17 protein-coding genes are annotated in these 17,373 nt (G+C 53.8%); 5 read left to right on the top strand and 12 right to left on the bottom strand.

Annotation, left to right across the window (positions count from 1 at the left end):
* Positions 1 to 119: 119 nt before the first annotated feature.
* The 12 genes from WG929_RS11215 to nifH all read right to left on the bottom strand — a co-directional run bounded on the left by WG929_RS11215 (position 120) and on the right by nifH (position 8,551).
* On the bottom strand, positions 120 to 410 hold the full coding sequence (locus tag WG929_RS11215; RefSeq protein WP_369855481.1) for a hypothetical protein: 291 nt from the start codon (positions 408 to 410) through the stop codon (positions 120 to 122).
* Entirely contained in the window at positions 407 to 799 is a 393-nt protein-coding gene (locus WG929_RS11210; protein WP_416206083.1) for a hemerythrin domain-containing protein, read from the bottom strand. The genes WG929_RS11215 and WG929_RS11210 overlap by 4 nt, the downstream gene beginning before the upstream one ends.
* Positions 799 to 1,323 (bottom strand): hypothetical protein, encoded by a 525-nt coding sequence (locus tag WG929_RS11205; protein ID WP_416206082.1) that lies wholly within the window; start codon positions 1,321 to 1,323, stop codon positions 799 to 801. Before WG929_RS11205 ends, WG929_RS11210 begins: the two co-directional genes overlap by 1 nt.
* Positions 1,324 to 1,335: 12 nt before the next feature.
* The gene (locus WG929_RS11200; protein WP_416206081.1) at positions 1,336 to 1,818 is read right to left on the bottom strand and encodes a hypothetical protein; all 483 of its coding nucleotides are present in this window, start codon (positions 1,816 to 1,818) and stop codon (positions 1,336 to 1,338) included.
* A complete protein-coding gene (locus tag WG929_RS11195; protein ID WP_416206080.1) occupies positions 1,802 to 2,212 on the bottom strand; it encodes a NifB/NifX family molybdenum-iron cluster-binding protein in 411 nt (136 codons plus the stop codon). The genes WG929_RS11200 and WG929_RS11195 overlap by 17 nt, the downstream gene beginning before the upstream one ends.
* On the bottom strand, positions 2,205 to 2,945 hold the full coding sequence (locus WG929_RS11190; RefSeq protein ID WP_369855486.1) for a 4Fe4S-binding leucine-rich repeat protein: 741 nt from the start codon (positions 2,943 to 2,945) through the stop codon (positions 2,205 to 2,207). Before WG929_RS11190 ends, WG929_RS11195 begins: the two co-directional genes overlap by 8 nt.
* Before the next feature lie 10 nt (positions 2,946 to 2,955).
* A complete protein-coding gene (locus WG929_RS11185) occupies positions 2,956 to 3,222 on the bottom strand; it encodes a DUF6129 family protein (RefSeq protein ID WP_369855487.1) in 267 nt (88 codons plus the stop codon).
* Positions 3,219 to 3,941, bottom strand: coding sequence for a NifB/NifX family molybdenum-iron cluster-binding protein (locus WG929_RS11180; RefSeq protein ID WP_416206079.1), 723 nt, complete (start codon positions 3,939 to 3,941; stop codon positions 3,219 to 3,221). Before WG929_RS11180 ends, WG929_RS11185 begins: the two co-directional genes overlap by 4 nt.
* Position 3,942: 1 nt before the next feature.
* Positions 3,943 to 4,164, bottom strand: coding sequence for a putative nitrogen fixation protein NifT (nifT, locus tag WG929_RS11175; RefSeq protein WP_416206078.1), 222 nt, complete (start codon positions 4,162 to 4,164; stop codon positions 3,943 to 3,945).
* Positions 4,165 to 4,369: 205 nt separating this feature from the next.
* Positions 4,370 to 5,941: a nitrogenase molybdenum-iron protein subunit beta gene (gene nifK / locus WG929_RS11170; protein ID WP_416206077.1), complete on the bottom strand. Its 1,572-nt coding sequence runs from the start codon at positions 5,939 to 5,941 to the stop codon at positions 4,370 to 4,372.
* Between the two features lie 100 nt (positions 5,942 to 6,041).
* A complete protein-coding gene (gene nifD, locus WG929_RS11165; protein WP_369855491.1) occupies positions 6,042 to 7,520 on the bottom strand; it encodes a nitrogenase molybdenum-iron protein alpha chain in 1,479 nt (492 codons plus the stop codon).
* Positions 7,521 to 7,666: 146 nt separating this feature from the next.
* A complete protein-coding gene (gene nifH / locus WG929_RS11160; RefSeq protein ID WP_416206076.1) occupies positions 7,667 to 8,551 on the bottom strand; it encodes a nitrogenase iron protein in 885 nt (294 codons plus the stop codon).
* Between the two features lie 588 nt (positions 8,552 to 9,139).
* Here nifH and WG929_RS11155 point away from each other — a divergent pair.
* The 5 genes from WG929_RS11155 to glgB all read left to right on the top strand — a co-directional run bounded on the left by WG929_RS11155 (position 9,140) and on the right by glgB (position 17,364).
* Positions 9,140 to 9,991, top strand: a complete 852-nt coding sequence (locus WG929_RS11155) for an SIR2 family protein (protein ID WP_369855493.1) — start codon at positions 9,140 to 9,142, stop codon at positions 9,989 to 9,991.
* A gap of 575 nt (positions 9,992 to 10,566) precedes the next feature.
* Positions 10,567 to 11,841, top strand: coding sequence for a glucose-1-phosphate adenylyltransferase (gene glgC, locus WG929_RS11150; protein ID WP_416206075.1), 1,275 nt, complete (start codon positions 10,567 to 10,569; stop codon positions 11,839 to 11,841).
* 199 nt (positions 11,842 to 12,040) lie between these two features.
* Positions 12,041 to 13,768, top strand: a complete 1,728-nt coding sequence (locus tag WG929_RS11145) for a glycoside hydrolase family 57 protein (RefSeq protein WP_416206074.1) — start codon at positions 12,041 to 12,043, stop codon at positions 13,766 to 13,768.
* Positions 13,769 to 13,780: 12 nt separating this feature from the next.
* Positions 13,781 to 15,172 (top strand): 4-alpha-glucanotransferase, encoded by a 1,392-nt coding sequence (gene malQ, locus WG929_RS11140; RefSeq protein ID WP_416206073.1) that lies wholly within the window; start codon positions 13,781 to 13,783, stop codon positions 15,170 to 15,172.
* A gap of 14 nt (positions 15,173 to 15,186) precedes the next feature.
* Complete coding sequence (gene glgB, locus WG929_RS11135; protein ID WP_416206072.1) at positions 15,187 to 17,364, top strand: 1,4-alpha-glucan branching protein GlgB; 2,178 nt, start codon at positions 15,187 to 15,189, stop codon at positions 17,362 to 17,364.
* Positions 17,365 to 17,373: the final 9 nt, after the last annotated feature.

The following is a 17,373-nucleotide window of genomic DNA, read 5'->3' as shown; positions in this document are numbered from 1 at the left end:
CAACGGCAACACTCGCGCAGAGCCGTGCAGGATTAAATAGATGTCCCCTGTTGTAAAACAGCACCGCCCATTGAACAGTCACACGTGTGAACAGCAAAACGTGGCGAATGGGGAACCGATCAGTCGCTTTCGCCCCACAGATAATCGTCTATTTCTTTCATCAGAAAAGCATTGTCTTTCAGGTTGGCGGCCAGTGTTTCCGCTTCGTCACGACTGTAGCCGTAGAGGTTAAAACTGGTTGTACCAGCGGTATCACCATCGTACGACATGTGCACAAACAACAACCAATTGTCTGACTCCGAGGTGGGTTTCAGCTCGATGATGGCGCGCAGCTTGCCTTCGAGCTGGAGTAAATAGTGGCTGCTGGTTATCTCCGGGTTTGACCCGGCAAGGGTAATGTTTTTTGTCATACCTGACTCCGTTTCAGGTGCTCCACCAGTGCGGCATCCATAGTGGTTACGTGGAGATCGAACCAGCCGGGTAGTTGTTCCAGAACGTAGGCGCGACCAAAGCTGACACGGCCACTTTCGACACGGGCACGGAAATTGATCATTTCGCCCAATACCCGGTTATGTTCACCCCGGTGTTCAGTGCAGGCAGGGTAGCTCGATTGCACCATCAGGGTGTTTTCACGTTCAAAGTGATGGCTCAGGTGATCGGTCAGTTGGCCAAATTGCTGGATAAATTCGGCGCCTGAAGCGGCCTCCAGCCGGACTAGCCATTCGGTAAACTCTTGGTGATCACCATCAATATCGGTATGTCCCAGGGTCAGTGGGACAGGGATTGGGCGGCTTGTCATTAACTGTCATCATCCGTCAGACTGAGGGCCATCTGGTACACCACACTGCCACCCACTTCATCACTGGGATCAAGTGCCAACAGCTTGGCTAACACCTGTTCTGCCAGGGCAATATTCCCGGCTCTCAGCGAGACAAAACCAAGGGCTTTCATGCTGTACAAATACAACCGTACCGGGCCATGAATACCGTTGGTCAGCAGGGTATCAAACGGAGTGGATGCCGGGGTCAGCAAACGCCAGTCTGGCTGAAAACCGGCTTGTTGAGCAGCCCGTTGCAACACCTGTTCAATCAGTTGTCGCGAGGCCTCAAAACAGTTGGCGTAGGCGTACATTTTGTAGAGCGCGATCTGTACTTCCAACTGTTCTGGCAGATGTTCTGCCACTTGTTGTAACAGCCGTTCAGCACGGTGCCAGTCGCGGGCAATATCGATCGGTTCACGTAATAGCCGCTGGACGTCAAGTGAGACCAGACCATCAGGACTCAGGGGGGCGTCGTTAAATAATTCTCGTACCAGCATGGTCAATCAGACTCCGGGTCAGGCGGCATCGGCTGATGCATTGGACTGGCTGGCGTGTTTTTCAGGCAGTAGCCCCTGTTGCCGAATCCAGCCTTTGAATTCTTTCATTACCGGGCGCGACAGCCGGGTTTCTGCCAGCAAGCGCCGCTCGTAGACTTCAAGAGTCAGCGCCGGATCCAGCTCGGCGAGGGTTTCCCGAGGCAGTTCGGATGCCTGCGCCTGCATGTTTGCCAGATACAGACAATGACGAGCGCGAACAATCAGCTGGTGAGTATCGCTGCCCAGTAACTCCCCTGGCTGATGTTTGACAGCATCATAAAGCCAGGTCATGCGGACTTTTTCGTGACGCGGCATTTTGCATTTGCCATCGAGTACTTTCAGCATCACAGTAGTGGCACAATCCACCTGTTCCGGTGTCAGCGGGTGGTTAATCACCCAGACTCGTACCAGTGCTTCCGCAGCAATGGCGGCAGACGAGCCTGAATCAGCGAGCATGCCCATGATGACCCTCCTGATTCTGCTGCAGGCAAAGATCCCGATAGGCTTGCAGCGATTCTTCAATACCAAGGTAAGCGTAGTCATCAACAGGTTCGACGCCGATAGCACGGAGTTTGTCGGCAGGACCATCACCAACCCGAGCGACCAGGACCGCGTCACAGTCCTGAATAGTGGTCAGGATGTCGGCCATGGCAGCGTGATCTGCGCTGTGGCCATGGCAATACAGACTCACCTCGCGTTGCTCGAGTGACTCAATATTGTCTGCCGTCAACTGATACACCACAAAGGTTTGTGCATGGCCAAAATGCTGGTTGATCGACACGCCATCCTTGCTGGCGACTGCCACCCGCCAGCCCTTATGCGAGGTATGCAACAACTGCAGCCCAGACTCAGACACTGGCTTTCAGCCGTGCTGCGGCTGCCTCTCGCACTTCGTTGTCTTCGTCTTGCAGTACCGGGTGCAAGGTATCCAGTGGGGCGTTGGCTACCGCTTCCAGCCGTACCGTCCAGTCCGGGTCATCAAGCAGCACCACCACATCCGGCCCATGTAAGCGGGAAGCCACAATACGACGCACTTCTGGTTCCGGGTCGTGGGCCATCATTACCAGACTTTCTTCTGGCAGGCGTTTGGCCACCATTTTGCGTACCTGGCGATCTTCATCCCGCATAAAGCGGAACAGACGTCCTTCCGGCAGCCGCTGCACCACGTAGGCCCGCACCAGATAGTCACGGTCGACGGCCATTTTTTCCAGCTGTTCCAGGGGCAGACGATCCGCCACAGTGATCCGTACTTCGCGATCTTCATCATTCATCAGCGCGTGTAGCTGCTCTCGTGGCAAGCGGTAGGCAACAGCACGACGGACAGCTTCGTCAGAATCGGTGACCAGTCTGCCGAGATCTTCCAGCGGGGAATAACGAACCGCAATGGCGCGGCGTTCCCAAAAGGCATCGGCCAGGTAATGACGTGCCAGTTCCGGGTTAAAACGCAAAAAGCGATCCATTTGCCGCCCGCTGTCGACCGCGATACAGGCATCACCGGGGATGCAGCGACCCGCCAGTAACAGATTGGCACGGTAACGGCAGCGACGGCAGTCGCCAATCGGAGTGAGATTCTCGGTATCAGAATTCATGCGGTCTCCGCTAGTCGTCAATGATTTCGGCAAATACAACCCCGGAAGCAACTTCAACATCGCGGGTCAGGGTCGAGCAATGATCACGGGAATCCACCAGAAACACGTTAAACCCCGGTCTTTCAAGGTAGGGATACGGGAAGTTGATGTCATCGTCAAAGCACCAGGTAAAGTGCATGCCCTTGTACTGTTCCCGCAGTTCAAGCAGGGTTTGTTCACTCAGCCCCTGTTGTTCGACATAGTCAAAAATAACTTGCAGTTGATGGCGATTACTCATGATAAACACTCCTGCTGTCTGGCCCAGGTCGCCCGTGCGGACGCTTCCATAATTTTTAACAACCAGGGGGGCGGGGTTTGATCCAGCACCCGTTGGAACTCAGCCATCATGGCAGTGGCTGCACGTGGCGACCCTGACTTGACCGGGTGCAAACCGGCATTCACCACTTTGGCACTGGCGATACCGCCAATGGTCAGTGCGCAGAGAACGTGACAGTCGCGAATCAGATCCGCTCTGGCGCTGTGTTTGTCGCCATCGAACTGGTCAGCCAGTGTTCTTGTATCTGGCACTTCACGCACATCAATCAGGCGGATTTCCTGTGCCGATACCTGATAAACCAGAAACCGCTCACAGGTGCCAAACGGGCCATCCACCCGATCACCCCGATTGGAAGCGCAGGCAATACGCACAGAACCTGGCATATCGCCTTCGTCGTAGGCTTGTGGCGTTGGCACCGACTGGCGCATATCCACTCCCTGCCCGCGCAGCAGGGCAATGACCTGGCGCAGGGTCTCATCGCTGACGGATTTCAGTGCTCCCCGACCCGACTGACGCAGACGATTCAGACGTAAACGCCCGAGCCGTTGCGGCGTTAAAGGCAACCCCACCGCCCGGATCAGAATCTCCATCCACTCTGCCAGAGCAATATCGGGCAACAACCTCGACGCCATACCAATCCGCAGCGCAACGTGGTCGTTCAACCCAGACGCCGCGGCCACCTCAAGCCTCCGCGCCGCGTTTTGCCCGAATGGTCAGGGGCAAATCCGGCTTACCGGGCAAGGTGTCGATGATATAGCTGGAGCCATCACCCAAGGTCAGCTCACCACCCCAGGTATCGGTAGTATCAAATTCAATGGAAGCGACAATGTCTTCCTGGTCTTTTTTGGGTACATACAGGGTCAGCTCACCCTTGTCATTTTCGCGCAGCATTACGTTTGGCATGAGACTACCCTCTATCGAGTTGGATCTGACTAAATGGGTATGCAGAAAAGCCACGAAAAATCAGATTTCTCGCGGCTTTTCAGACCCCGGCCTGAACCGGGGAGCGACATTACTACGTCGGTTACAACGTTAGGGGTGGCGAGGCGGCCATCACAGTCAATTACAACGTTGCTCTGACGATGCCCAGCCACACCCAGTGTGATTCTTAGCGAATCAAATCGTAGTTATAGTCAGTGGTCTGCATGCCACGAGTATCATCATCCAGACGTTCCAGCACTGCGTTGACGATGGTGGTCAGCATCTGCATGGCACCTTCGTAACCCAGGGTAGTCTGGCGATGCAGGTGGTGACGGTCAAAGATCGGGAAGCCCAGGCGGATCAGTGGAACTTCGAACTCTTTGCCCTTGTACAGGGTGTCACGCTGGATGAACTTGCCGTAGCTGTTACCAATCATGAAGTCTGGCTGGTTGGTGAATACCAGTGAGCGCATGTGCCACAGATCTTTACCGATGTGAACTTCACAGTCGGAACCTTGTGGGTATGTAGCCAGCATGGCATCCATCATTTTCTTCCAACGCTTGTTACCGTTGTTAGCCAGAATATGAGTCGGTTCACAACCCAGTTCCAACAGGAACTTGGTCATGCCTTCGACGTAGTCTGGATCACCCCAAAGTGCGAACTTCTTGCCGTGCAACCAGGTGTGGGAGTCGGTCATCATGTCGACCAGGCGACCACGCTCTTTTTCCAGTTCAGCCGCAATTGGCTTGCCGGTGATTTCGCTGACTTTCATCAGGAATTCGTCGGTCCAACCCAGACCCATCGGGATCTTCAGCGCCGGGACGTCATGCTTCCAGGTACCCTTGATGAACTTGGTGGTTTTTACCAGCTGGTTAGGCTGCAGCATGATGGTGTTCAGTGCGTTTGGCGCATCTTTCACTTCATCCTGTGTTGTGCCACCGGCGTACATGCGGAACTGGCCATCGGCCGGCGTATCCAGGACTTCGTCAGGATCAGACAGCATGGTGAAATCGACATCCATCTCTTTCATCATGCGCTTGATGACGCGGTAGTTACCCAGATAGGTTTCAAAGCCTGGTACCAGGTTCAGCTTACCGTTGCTGCCAACCACCTTGTCTTCCATGAAGTTCAGGGTGAAGTAGCGAGCAATACCTTCAAACATGTTGTCCCAGCCAGTCACGTGCGAACCCACAAATGATGGGGTATGCGCGTAAGGGGTTGGGTACTCCTGAGGAACATGACCTTCCTTCTTGGAGTTGTTGATAAAGGCGTTAAGGTCGTCGCCGATCACTTCTGCCATACAAGTAGTGGATACCGCAATCATGTCTGGCTTGTAAGTTGCCTTACAGTTTTCCAGACCATCTTTCATGTTTTGCTGACCACCAAATACGGCTGCGTCTTCTGTCATGGAGTCAGATACACAAGCAATCGGCTCTTTGAAGTGACGGTTGAAGTAGGTACGGAAGTACGCTACGCAACCCTGGGAACCGTGAACGTAAGGCATGGTTTTTTCAAAACCCAGTGCACACAATACTGCACCCAGTGGCTGACAAGCCTTGGCTGGGTTAACCGTCAGGGCTTCACGCTGGAAGTTCAGATCCTGATACTCCTGAGTGGTCGTCCACATGAAGGTTTCGTCGATCTTTTCCTGGCTGTGTGCTTCTTCGAAGCTGGCTTTCTTGTTACGCAGTGACTCTTTGTAATCATCGTCACGGAACAGCGGATAGCTTGGTTTGATGTTGTCTACTGACTGGCTCATAAGAGTCCTCCTCCCGCGCCACGAATCTGTGGTCTGGCGGGTAAATGGGATGATTCAGATGAGGGCAACCACGCCCTCACCCGTTCGTGCATCGGGAATATCAGGCGGTTGCTGCCACAGCGGAGTCTTCCGCTTCGGTTTTCTTCCATGGCACTGCCAGCATTTTCCAGCATGGGTTGTTCAGGGTCATGTCCATGTCACGGGCGAAGATAGCGAAGCCATCAAAGCCGTGGTAAGGGCCTGAATAATCCCAGGAGTGCATTTGACGGAAAGGCACGCCCATTTTCTGGAAGATGTATTTTTCCTTGATGCCGGAACCGATCAGGTCTGGCTGTACCCGCTTGACGAATTCTTCGAACTCATAGCCGGTCACATCATCGTACAGCAGGGTAGAGTCACCCATTTCTTTCAAGGTACGGTCGTAGTCATCGTTGTGACCAAATTCATAACCGGTACCAACTACTTCCATACCCAGATCTTCGTAAGCGCCAATCACGTGACGTGGACGTAAACCACCGATGTAAAGCATGACGCGCTTGCCTTCCAGACGAGGACGGAATTTGGCAATCACGGCTTCCCATTCTGGCTGGTATCTGGCGATCACTTCTTCGCACTTGGCCTGAATGCTTTCGTCAAACTGGGCCGCAATCTTGCGCAGTGACTCACAAGTCTTGGTTGGGCCAAAGAAGTTGTATTCCATCCACGGAATCTTGTACTTCTCTTCCATGTGACGAGAGATGTAGTTCATGGAGCGGTAGCAGTGAACCAGATTCAGCTTCACTTTTGGCGTCAACTCGATTTCAGAGATGGTGCCATCACCAGACCATTGAGCGACTACGCGCAGGCCCATTTCTTCCAACAGGATACGGGAAGACCAGGCGTCACCACCGATGTTGTAGTCACCGATAATGGCAACGTCGTATGGTGTAGTGTCAAAGCTGTCGTCTTCATCACGGGCACCTAATGCCCAGTCACGTACGGCATCGTTGGCAATGTGGTGACCCAGAGACTGGGATACGCCACGGAAACCTTCACAACGAACCGGCACAACGGTCTTGCCGTGTTCAGCAGTTTTCTTCTTGGCAACGGCTTCAATGTCGTCACCGATCAGGCCGATTGGGCACTCGGACTGAATAGTAATACCCTTGTTCAGTGGGAACAGGGTTTCGATTTCGTCAATCAGCTTGGACAGCTTCTTGTCGCCACCGAATACGATGTCTTTTTCCTGGAAATCCGAAGTAAAGTTCATGGTCACAAAGGTGTTCACCCCTGTGGTGCCGATGTAGTAGTTACGACGTCCAGCACGGCTGTATTGACCACAACCAACAGGGCCATGGGAAATATGGATCATGTCCTTGATAGGACCCCATACCACACCCTTGGAGCCAGCGTAGGCACAACCACGAATGGTCATTACACCTGGCAGGGATTTTTTGTTGGAAGTAATACACTTCTTGGACTGTTCGAGGGTCGGATCGTTTGGAGTCAGGTGCTTGGCGCGGTCTTTTTTGGCTTTCTCTGGATAAACCTCAAGCACTTCTTGAATCAACGATTCCACTTCATCGCGTGACATGGCCATGGTGAGCCTCCTTCAAGTTAATAACGGGTAACAGACCGTGTTGCGCAAGCGAGGGGATGCCTGCGCAACACGGGTTCCGATAGGACTAATCTGTCCTATCCCGAGCATGGGCAACTGACTCCGGAGAGGCAGATCAGCCCAGCTGCTTAAGCTTCGGCTGCGAGCTCAGCAGCAGTCTTGCCGACAACACTGGTGTCTTCTTCTTCCATGATGCCGAATTGCATCAGCAATTCTTCCAGCTGATCCATGGTGACTGGCTCAGGAATAACGAGGTTTTTGTTCTCGATAATCTTGTTAGCCAGAGCACGGTACTCATCTGCCTGCTTGGCAGTTGGATCGTACTCAATCACAGTCATACGACGGATTTCAGCGCGCTGTACCACGTTGTCACGTGGGATGAAGTGAATCATCTGAGTGCCGATAGCAGCAGCCAGACCTTCAATCAGCTCATCTTCTTTATCGGTGTTACGGCTGTTACAAATCAGGCCAGCCAGACGCACGCTGCCAGAGTTAGCGTATTTCACGATACCCTTACAGATGTTGTTGGCGGCATACATAGCCATCATCTCACCGGATACAACGATGTAGATTTCCTGAGCTTTGTTCTCACGAATCGGCATGGCGAAACCACCACACACAACATCACCCAGTACGTCGTAGAACACGAAATCCAGATCGTCTTCGTAAGCACCTTCTTCTTCGAGGAAGTTGATCGCTGTGATAACACCGCGACCGGCACAACCAACACCGGGCTCTGGACCACCGGACTCAACGCAACGGATGTCTCCGTAACCACTTTTCAGTACGTCTTCCAGTTCCAGATCTTCCACAGTGCCCGCTTCAGCAGCCATCTCCATGATGGTGTTCTGAGCTTTGGAGTGAAGGATCAAACGAGTGGAGTCTGCTTTTGGATCGCAGCCAACAATCATTACTTTTTTGCCAGCTTCTGCCAGAGCAGCCACCAGGTTCTGAGTGGTAGTGGACTTACCGATACCGCCTTTGCCATAAATGGCGCATTGACGCATAGCCATAGTCTGTATCTCCTGTAAATTTCCGGGCGAGGACCTTTACCCTTAAGGGTTCGGGGCGGCAGGCAACCGTGCTTCATTGGCACTACTGATAAAAACCAGTAACTTCCGGCGTTTACCGAAAGCCTGTGCTGCCTGTTCACAGTTCCAATACTGCAGACCTCGTGCCATTCTGCTAAAAATACATAACTCATTGTTTTTAAATGATTTTAATAAATAAAGAATGTTGATTTCCGGTATGTATCACGACAACAACACATGCGATGTACTACACCCAACAAACAATTTGTCGGGTTTTGTATCTTTGGCTGACGCTTTATTAACGTCTTATAGAAGCGTTTATATCTGGCTATAAAAAGCCCATATAAGTAGCAATATCCGAATGTCGTCTTTACGCCAAAAATAGCGTCAAGGTTGATTTGCTACATAGCGACAAGAGCCTGCAGCAAGGCACCTGTGGCTGCCTGAAAGCACGCAAGGGCGGGCACGGGCAGAACCGTCACCGGCAGCTGCCGTTCTGGCGTGAATATTGAAGCAGCCGCAGTAACGCTTAGACGATTTACCCAAAATGACGACAGAGAGGAATCCCACATGGCAAGCTCGGAGCTTCTGCAAACACTGACCAACGGTCTGCGCACAGGGCAGATTATCCCTTACCTGGGCGCAGGAACATTAAACGGTGTCGTAGAAACCACCACTGGCGAAGCGATTCCAGCCGACAGTGACAGCCTGATATTGGCAATGAATGACGGCAAACCCATGGCCCCGCGATTGATGTACGAATTTCCCCGTGCAGCAATGAATCTGGAAAACAAGAAAGGCCGCAAGTTTATTGAGCGTTTTCTGACCACCCAGTACGGCGAACGCCAATGGAGCCAGTCTTCCTTCCACCAGTGGCTGGCCACGATGGAATTGCCCTACATCGTTGATATCAATCGCGATACCCAGCTACAAAATGCTTACCAGGGCCGCGCCCATACGCTGATTGTAGGTATCTCGCGGATTGCCGGAACAGACTATCGTTTCCGAATTTTCCAGTCCGATGGCAATGAATACAGCGAAATAGACCAGGCCAGCGTCGACACTCAGTTACCCGTACTGTTCAAACCAATGGGTACACCGGTTCCCGATCCTTGTTACATTGCCTCCGACGCCGACTACGTTGATTACATCACCGAACTGATGGGTGGCTTCGCCATTCCTGGTTTCCTCAAAGAATATCGCCAGGGCAAACAGTACCTGTTCGCCGGTATACGGATGCAACGGGATACCGAGCGTATGGTACTGAGCGATATGATCTACAACGCGGGTGAACCTGCTGGTTGGGTACTGATGCCGGAGCCTAATGACAAGGAACGTCGCTTTTGCGACAAAAAGAATCTGGTGATTGTTGAAGCCGATTTCAGCGACCTGATGGCCGAAGCACAAGCCTTGTCTGCCTGAGTCAGCGCCGTCGTTCACCCGACAACGACGGCCAACTCACTCATTGGCAGGTGCTTTCACCCGCGCACCTTCCAATGAGCATCACACGTTACGCCCGTCATTGCTGTGTCAACAGCAGGGCTAATCATCCGTAGCTTCTTCCTTTCCCCTCGCTGGTGACCATCGCTACACGTCTTTCGTCTCCCCGGCCAGGAGGCCAAATTCAATTAAGGCATCACGAGCGCACGAGCAAGGCTTCGCTGTCATGCCTATTCACACCCTTTTGTCGTATAACGTCCAATACCTTGACATAGCTGATAATCCCGCTCAAAAACCTGCAACCCGGCTTTCGAACACAGGTATAACTGCATAAGCAAACACTTGAAGCTGTCATCAGGAAGGCAGATGCTAAAAAGCAGACGCTGGCTGAGAGTGTCTGAATCACAGCAGACAACCACCTTCGCTCGATCATTGTGAATAATCCGACAATCCTGGGAACCCGCCCGTTCTGCTCAGGTGGCTCTCCGGAATAAAGGAAGTCAGGCCCGGACAAATGACCGGCCCGGTGCCAGGACCAAGGCAAAAAGGATAACAATATGCTCAAGAGCTATGATGATGATGTACGACTGCCGACCGATATTTCCCGCAAGACCCTTGCCCTGGTGCTGGCCGGGGGCGAAGGCAGCCGCCTGAAACAGCTCACTCGCTGGCGCGCCAAACCGGCAGTGCCCTTTGGTGGTAAATACCGCATTATCGATTTTGTCTTGTCGAATTGTGTTAACTCCGGTATTCGAAAAATCAGCGTGGTGACCCAGTACAAATCTCACTCCCTGATCCGTCATGTGCAGCGGGCCTGGTCCTTTATGCGTTACGAGGTGGGCGAATTTGTCGAACTGATGCCAGCCCAGCAACGTATCGACAAGGGCTGGTACAAGGGTACTGCCGACGCCATTTACCAGAACCTCGATATCCTTCGTCATCACACCCCCAATTATGTGCTGATACTGGGAGGCGATCACATTTACGCCATGGATTACACCCACATGCTGGCTGCCCACCAGCAATCTGGTGCTGATGTCACGGTCGGCTGTATTGAAGTGCCCCTTGAGGAAGCTTCAGACTTCGGGGTGATGTCGATCGACGAGGACATGAAGATTACCCGCTTTAGCGAGAAACCGGCCAAGCCAGAGTGCATTCCTGGCAAACCGGGATCAGCGCTGGCGTCCATGGGTATCTACGTGTTCTCCAGCGACTTTCTCTATCGCACCCTGATTGACGATAACGATAACCCGGATTCTTCCCGCGATTTCGGCAAGGACATCATTCCTGGTGTGATATCCAGGCACAATGTTCAGGCCTTCCCGTTCACTGACGAGGTCAAAGGCAAACCCGCCTACTGGCGCGATGTGGGTACCCTGCAAGCCTTCTGGAAAGCCAATATCGACCTTTGCAGCATCACGCCGGATCTCAACCTTTACGACCGTGATTGGCCGGTGTGGACTTATCAGCCACAGCTGCCACCGGCCAAATTCACGTTTGACGACGAAGGCCGTCGTGGTGAAGCCATCGATTCCCTGGTCGCCGGAGGCTGCATTATCTCCGGTGCCAGAATCAAGCGCTCAGTGATTTCCAGTGACTGCCGGATTCACAGTTATTGTCATATCAAGGACACCGTGATGCTGCCGCAAGTGAATGTGCACCGTCACTGTCGCATCCAGAACGCGGTAATCGACAAGGACTGTGAAATTCCGGCTGGCACCATTATCGGTGAAGATATCGAAGCCGATCGCAAGCGTTTCCATGTTGACGAATCCGGTATCGTACTGGTCACCCCGGAGATGCTTGGTCAGAATATCCATATGACCCGTTAAACACGACCCCTTAGCAGGCTGTTGATTTTTGTTTTCGAGACAGTCAATGCAAGGCAAAAACCGGCGAAAAGAGGGAGTTTATACGAGATAAATGACCGATTTGAGCCTGTTTTTAACAACGCAGTGGCCACGCAGATAGAAAATCAACAACCTGTTAGACAAGAACCACTGAACCCGCCCCCATAACGGACAGTTCGAGATGCAGCCAAACAAGATCAAACTGGTTATTTGCTGGCATATGCACCAGCCGCACTATCGTGATGGACTCGACGGCCAGTACCGCCTGCCGTGGGTTTACCTGCACGCCATCAAGGATTATTCCGACATGGCCGCGCACCTGGAAAACAATCCGGCGGCACGGGTGGTGGTGAACTTTGCTCCGGTGTTACTGGAACAACTTGATGACTACGCCCTCCAGATGCGTCAATGGCTGGCCAACGGTCAGCCGATGGGTGACCGCTTGCTGAATCTGGTGGCCGGTGCCATGGCGGTGGAAGACGACCTCGATACCCGGTTTGAGATCCTGCAATCGTGCAACAAGGCGTTTGCCCCGACCATGATTGATGTCTTTCCGCCATTCCGCAAATTGCTGGATATGGCCAGAGCCGATCAAATACAAGGCATCAAAGATGCAACCAGCCTGTCGTATTTCAACACCGCGTTTTTTACCGACCTGCTGGTCTGGTATCACCTCGCCTGGATGGGTCATTCCCTGCGCCTGCGTGACGAACGGGTTGAACAGCTGATTAACAAGGGCCTGGCAGAAGAACATTTCAACCGTGACGACCAGCAAACCCTGGTGTTGATCATGGCGGATATTCTTGAAGACATCGTGCCGCGTTATCGCCAACTGCAGGATAGTGGCCAGATTGAAATCTCCATGACCCCTTATGGCCATCCGATTGTGCCGCTGTTGATCGACTTCAATACCACCCGCGATGCCATGCCGGATGCCGCCTTGCCGGAGCATCCCGGCTATCCCGACGGTTACGCACGGGCGCGTTGGCATATGCAGCATGGCATTGAGCAGTTCCGGCACTTCTTTGGCAAGGCACCGTCCGGGATCTGGTTATCGGAAGGTGCAGTTTCCAGCGCTGCGGTCGGCTTGCTCGACGAGTTTGATATTCGCTGGACCGCCTCCGGTGAAGGGGTATGGCGACATTCCTGCGAAGCCTCACGGCTGGATGTCCACGCCATCTCCTCAAAACGGGCGCTGTACCAGCCGATGCGCCATAAAGACCAGCACTGTGCGCTGTTTTTCCGCGATGACGGCATGTCTGACCTGATCGGTTTTGAATACAAAACCTGGAACCCGCAAGACGCTGCCAACAACTTCGCCCACAACCTCGACAACATCGCCAACCATCTTGGCGATCAGGTCGAAGAGCATGTGGTGGCGGTGATTCTCGACGGCGAGAACCCCTGGGAATATTACCCGGATAACGGTTACACCTTCCTTGAAACCCTTTACCAAACCCTGACCGAACATCCCCGTGTGGAAATGACTACCTTTTCCGATGCCCTGGATCAGAACGCCAAGGTGCGCGACTTGCCGGTGCTCAAGGCTGGTAGCTGGGTCTATGGCAGCTTCTCGACCTGGATTGGAGACAAGGACAAAAACATCGGCTGGGATCTGTTGGTGGAAGCCAAACAGGCGTTCGACAGCGTTGTCGCCAGCCAGCAACTGAGTGATAGCGAACTCGAAGTAGCCACTCACCAGCTGGCCGTATGTGAAGGTTCCGACTGGTTCTGGTGGTTTGGTGACTACAACCCGGCCGACTCGGTACGCGACTTTACCCTGCTGTATCAGCGTCATCTGGAAAAACTCTATCAGCTGTTAAAACTGGCACCACCGGACAATATCACCCGGCTGCAGTCCAGTGGCGGCAGCCATTCCAACCATTCGGGCACCATGATTCGCAACTGAGCAGGGATGATAATGGCGACTACAGCTACAGCGGCTACGACAGTGACTACCGCAACAACCGATGCCCGCTGCGCCGGGATTCTGCTCCATCCCACCTCGCTGCCCTCCGGCAAACTGGATGCCACAGCAGGGACGTTTCTCGACTGGATGACAGCCGCTCACCTGACAGTGTGGCAGATGCTGCCGTTAACCGAACCGCTGGATGGCCTGTCGCCCTATCAGGGAATCTCGGCTTTTGCGTTTAATCCAGCCTTGTTGCCTGACAACTGGCAAGCAGAGGTTGACCCACAAGCGCTGGCGACTTTTATGGCCAATCCGCCCCACTGGCTGTTGCCTTACGCTCGTTTTACATTATTAAAAAGCCTGTTCGGGGGCAGCGCCTGGAATCAGTGGCCCGATATCTACAAGTTCCGTAATCCTCAGGCTCTGGCGCAACTCGACCAAAGCCATGTTGCCGAGCTGCAGGCCATCTGTACGCAACAATTTGCCCTGATCCAGTGCTGGCAACAACTGAAAGCCGACGCCAATACCCGTGGTATCCGGCTGTTTGGGGATATTCCGATTTTTGTTGCCTACGACAGTGTTGATGTCTGGAGCAATCCCGACGAATTCAGGCTCGACGATAACCTCGACCCCACCGTCGTGACCGGCGTGCCACCGGATTATTTTTCTGAAACCGGCCAGCGCTGGGGCAACCCCCACTACAACTGGCCCACTATGGAGGCCAACGGCTTTCACTGGTGGCAACAGCGCATGGCCTGGAGCCTGGAACTGTTTGATCTGGTGCGTATCGACCATTTCCGTGGCCTCGAAGCCAGTTGGGAAATCGTCGCCAGTGAACCAACAGCCATGCAGGGAACCTGGGTCAAGGCACCGGGGCATAAACTGCTGGCGGCGTTACAAGCCAGCCATAATCCACTGCCCGTGATCGCCGAAGACCTCGGTATCATTACCCCGGAAGTGGTGGCGCTGAAGGAATCCTTTGGTCTGCCCGGTATGTCAGTACTGCAATTCGGTTTTAACGGCTTGCCCGACAACCCCCATGCGTTGGCCGAGCAGGTAGAAAACTCGGTGGTTTATACCGGCACCCACGACAACGAAACCACCTTGGGCTGGTGGCAGGCATTACAGGACGAGGGTCAGAAAAGCTGGATACTGTCGCAACTTGACCTGACAACTGGCGATATGCCCTGGCCGCTGATCAACGCCGCCTTCCACTCGCCTGCCCACATGGCCATTGTGCCGTTGCAGGATTTCCTGGGCCTGGATAATCAGGCCCGAATGAATACCCCCGGAACCATCGTCGACAACTGGCAATGGCGTTATGATCCACAACAACTGACCAGTACCCTGGCACAACGGATTGCTGCGTTGGCGGATGCCGCCAAACGCTCCCCCTGCTGACCAAGAGAACCAACATGACTGAAACAGCAGACGTGTCACAACACCTGCAATGGATGGAAAACGGAGTACATGGTGACCCTTTCAGCTTTCTGGGTTTACACCGCGATAACAACGGCTGGCTAGTCCGGGTTTGGTTACCCGGAGCCAACAAGGGCTGGCTCGAAGGCCAGCCACTGCAACCACTGGCAGGCTCCGCCTGTTTTGTCGCTCACCTCAGTGAAGATCAGAAAAACCGGCTACCGCAGCACTATCGTATCGCCTGGGAAGAAGACGACGGGGTTCGCCATGACATGGTATCACCCTGGTCGTTTGCCCAACAGGCAGGCGACCTCGACCTGCATCTGTTTGCCGAAGGTCGCCACTGGCACATTTATAATCTGCTCGGCGCGCACCCCAGCTGCATTGATGGCGTCGACGGCGTGTATTTTGCCGTCTGGGCACCGGCCGCCAAACGGGTGTCGGTGATTGGCAACTTCAACAACTGGCATGGTCTGCGCCACCCCATGCGCGTCTGTGGCAGCTCCGGCGTGTGGGAGCTGTTTATTCCCGGACTGCAGTGCGGTGACCTCTACAAGTTCGAAATCCTCTGTGGCCACAACAATGCCCTGCGCATCAAAACCGACCCCTACGCCAGCCAGATGGAAATGCGCCCGGAAACCGCTTCGGTGGTTTGCCGCAGCCAACATCTCTGGCAAGACCAGCAGTGGATGCAACAACGTGCCGAAGCCGACTGGCAACACCAGCCGATCAGTATTTATGAACTGCATCTGGGTTCCTGGGCACGCGATGAGCAAGGCAATTTTCTCAATTACCGCGCACTGGCCCAGCGCCTGCTCGGCTATTTGCAGCACACCGGCTTTACCCATGTGGAGTTGCTACCGGTCGCCGAGCACCCTCTCGATCAGTCCTGGGGTTACCAGACCTCCGGCTATTACGCCCCAACCAGCCGGTTTGGCACTCCCGATGACCTGCGTTACCTGATTGACCTGCTGCACCAGCATGGTATTGGCGTCTTCCTCGACTGGGTACCGGCCCACTTCCCCCGTGATGATTTTGCCCTCGCCCGCTTCGACGGCACCGCACTGTACGAACACCAAGACCCACGCCAGGGAGAACACCTGGAATGGGGCACCTACATTTTTAACTACGGCCGTAACGAGGTACGTAATTTCCTCATTGCCAATGCCCTCTACTGGCTACAGGAATTCCACATCGATGGTCTGCGAGTTGATGCCGTGGCCTCCATGTTGTGTCTCGACTATGCCCGCGAAGACGGCCAGTGGCTGCCCAACCGCTATGGCGGCAATGAGAATCTGGAAGCCGTCGAATTTATCAAGACCCTGAACCACGAAGTCCACGCCCAGTGCCCTGGTGCGCTGATGATGGCGGAGGAATCCACCTCCTGGCCGCTGGTATCCCGTCCAACCTGGATGGGTGGCCTCGGTTTCTCGATGAAGTGGAATATGGGCTGGATGAACGACACTCTGCGTTATTTCAAGCAAGATCCGATTTACCGCAGTCACCACCACAACCAACTGACCTTCAGTCAAATGTACGCCTACAGTGAAAACTTCGTTTTACCGCTGTCCCACGACGAGGTGGTACATCTGAAAGGCTCACTGGCAGGTAAAATGCCCGGCGACAACTGGCAGAAAATGGCCAACCTACGTCTGTTATTAGCCTGGCAATGGCTCAACCCCGGCAAAAAGCTGCTGTTTATGGGGGGCGAAATGGGGCAATGGACAGAATGGAACGAAACCGTTTCCCTCGATTGGAACCTGCTCAACTACCCCGATCACAAAGGTATCCAGCAACTGGTGTGCGACCTCAACCGGCTGTACCGGCAAGCCCCGGCCCTGCATCAGTATGAATTTGAGCAACAGGGATTCGAGTGGATCGAATGCAACGACCAGCAGCATTCCTTGCTGAGCTTTATTCGCAAGGGCGGCCAGGAATACATGGTCTGCCTGTTCAATTTTTTACCGCTACCACGCCAGCACTACCAGGTCGGCATGCCACACCCTGGCACCTGGCAAGAAATCCTCAATACCGATGCCAGCCTGTACGGCGGCAGCAATGTCGGTAATCAGGGCATCGTTTTCACACAAGAGCAACCTCTAATGGGTAAACCCTGTTCAGCGACGGTGACTATTCCACCGTTGGGCGCAGTGGTGCTGAAATATCAGGGTTAAAAGGGTCCG

It is taken from the genome of Oceanobacter antarcticus (assembly GCF_044962685.1).
Lineage (GTDB): Bacteria > Pseudomonadota > Gammaproteobacteria > Pseudomonadales > Oceanobacteraceae > Oceanobacter > Oceanobacter antarcticus.
The sequence above is the reverse complement of the archived record's forward strand: the minus strand, read 5'-3'. Positions and strand labels throughout refer to the sequence as shown.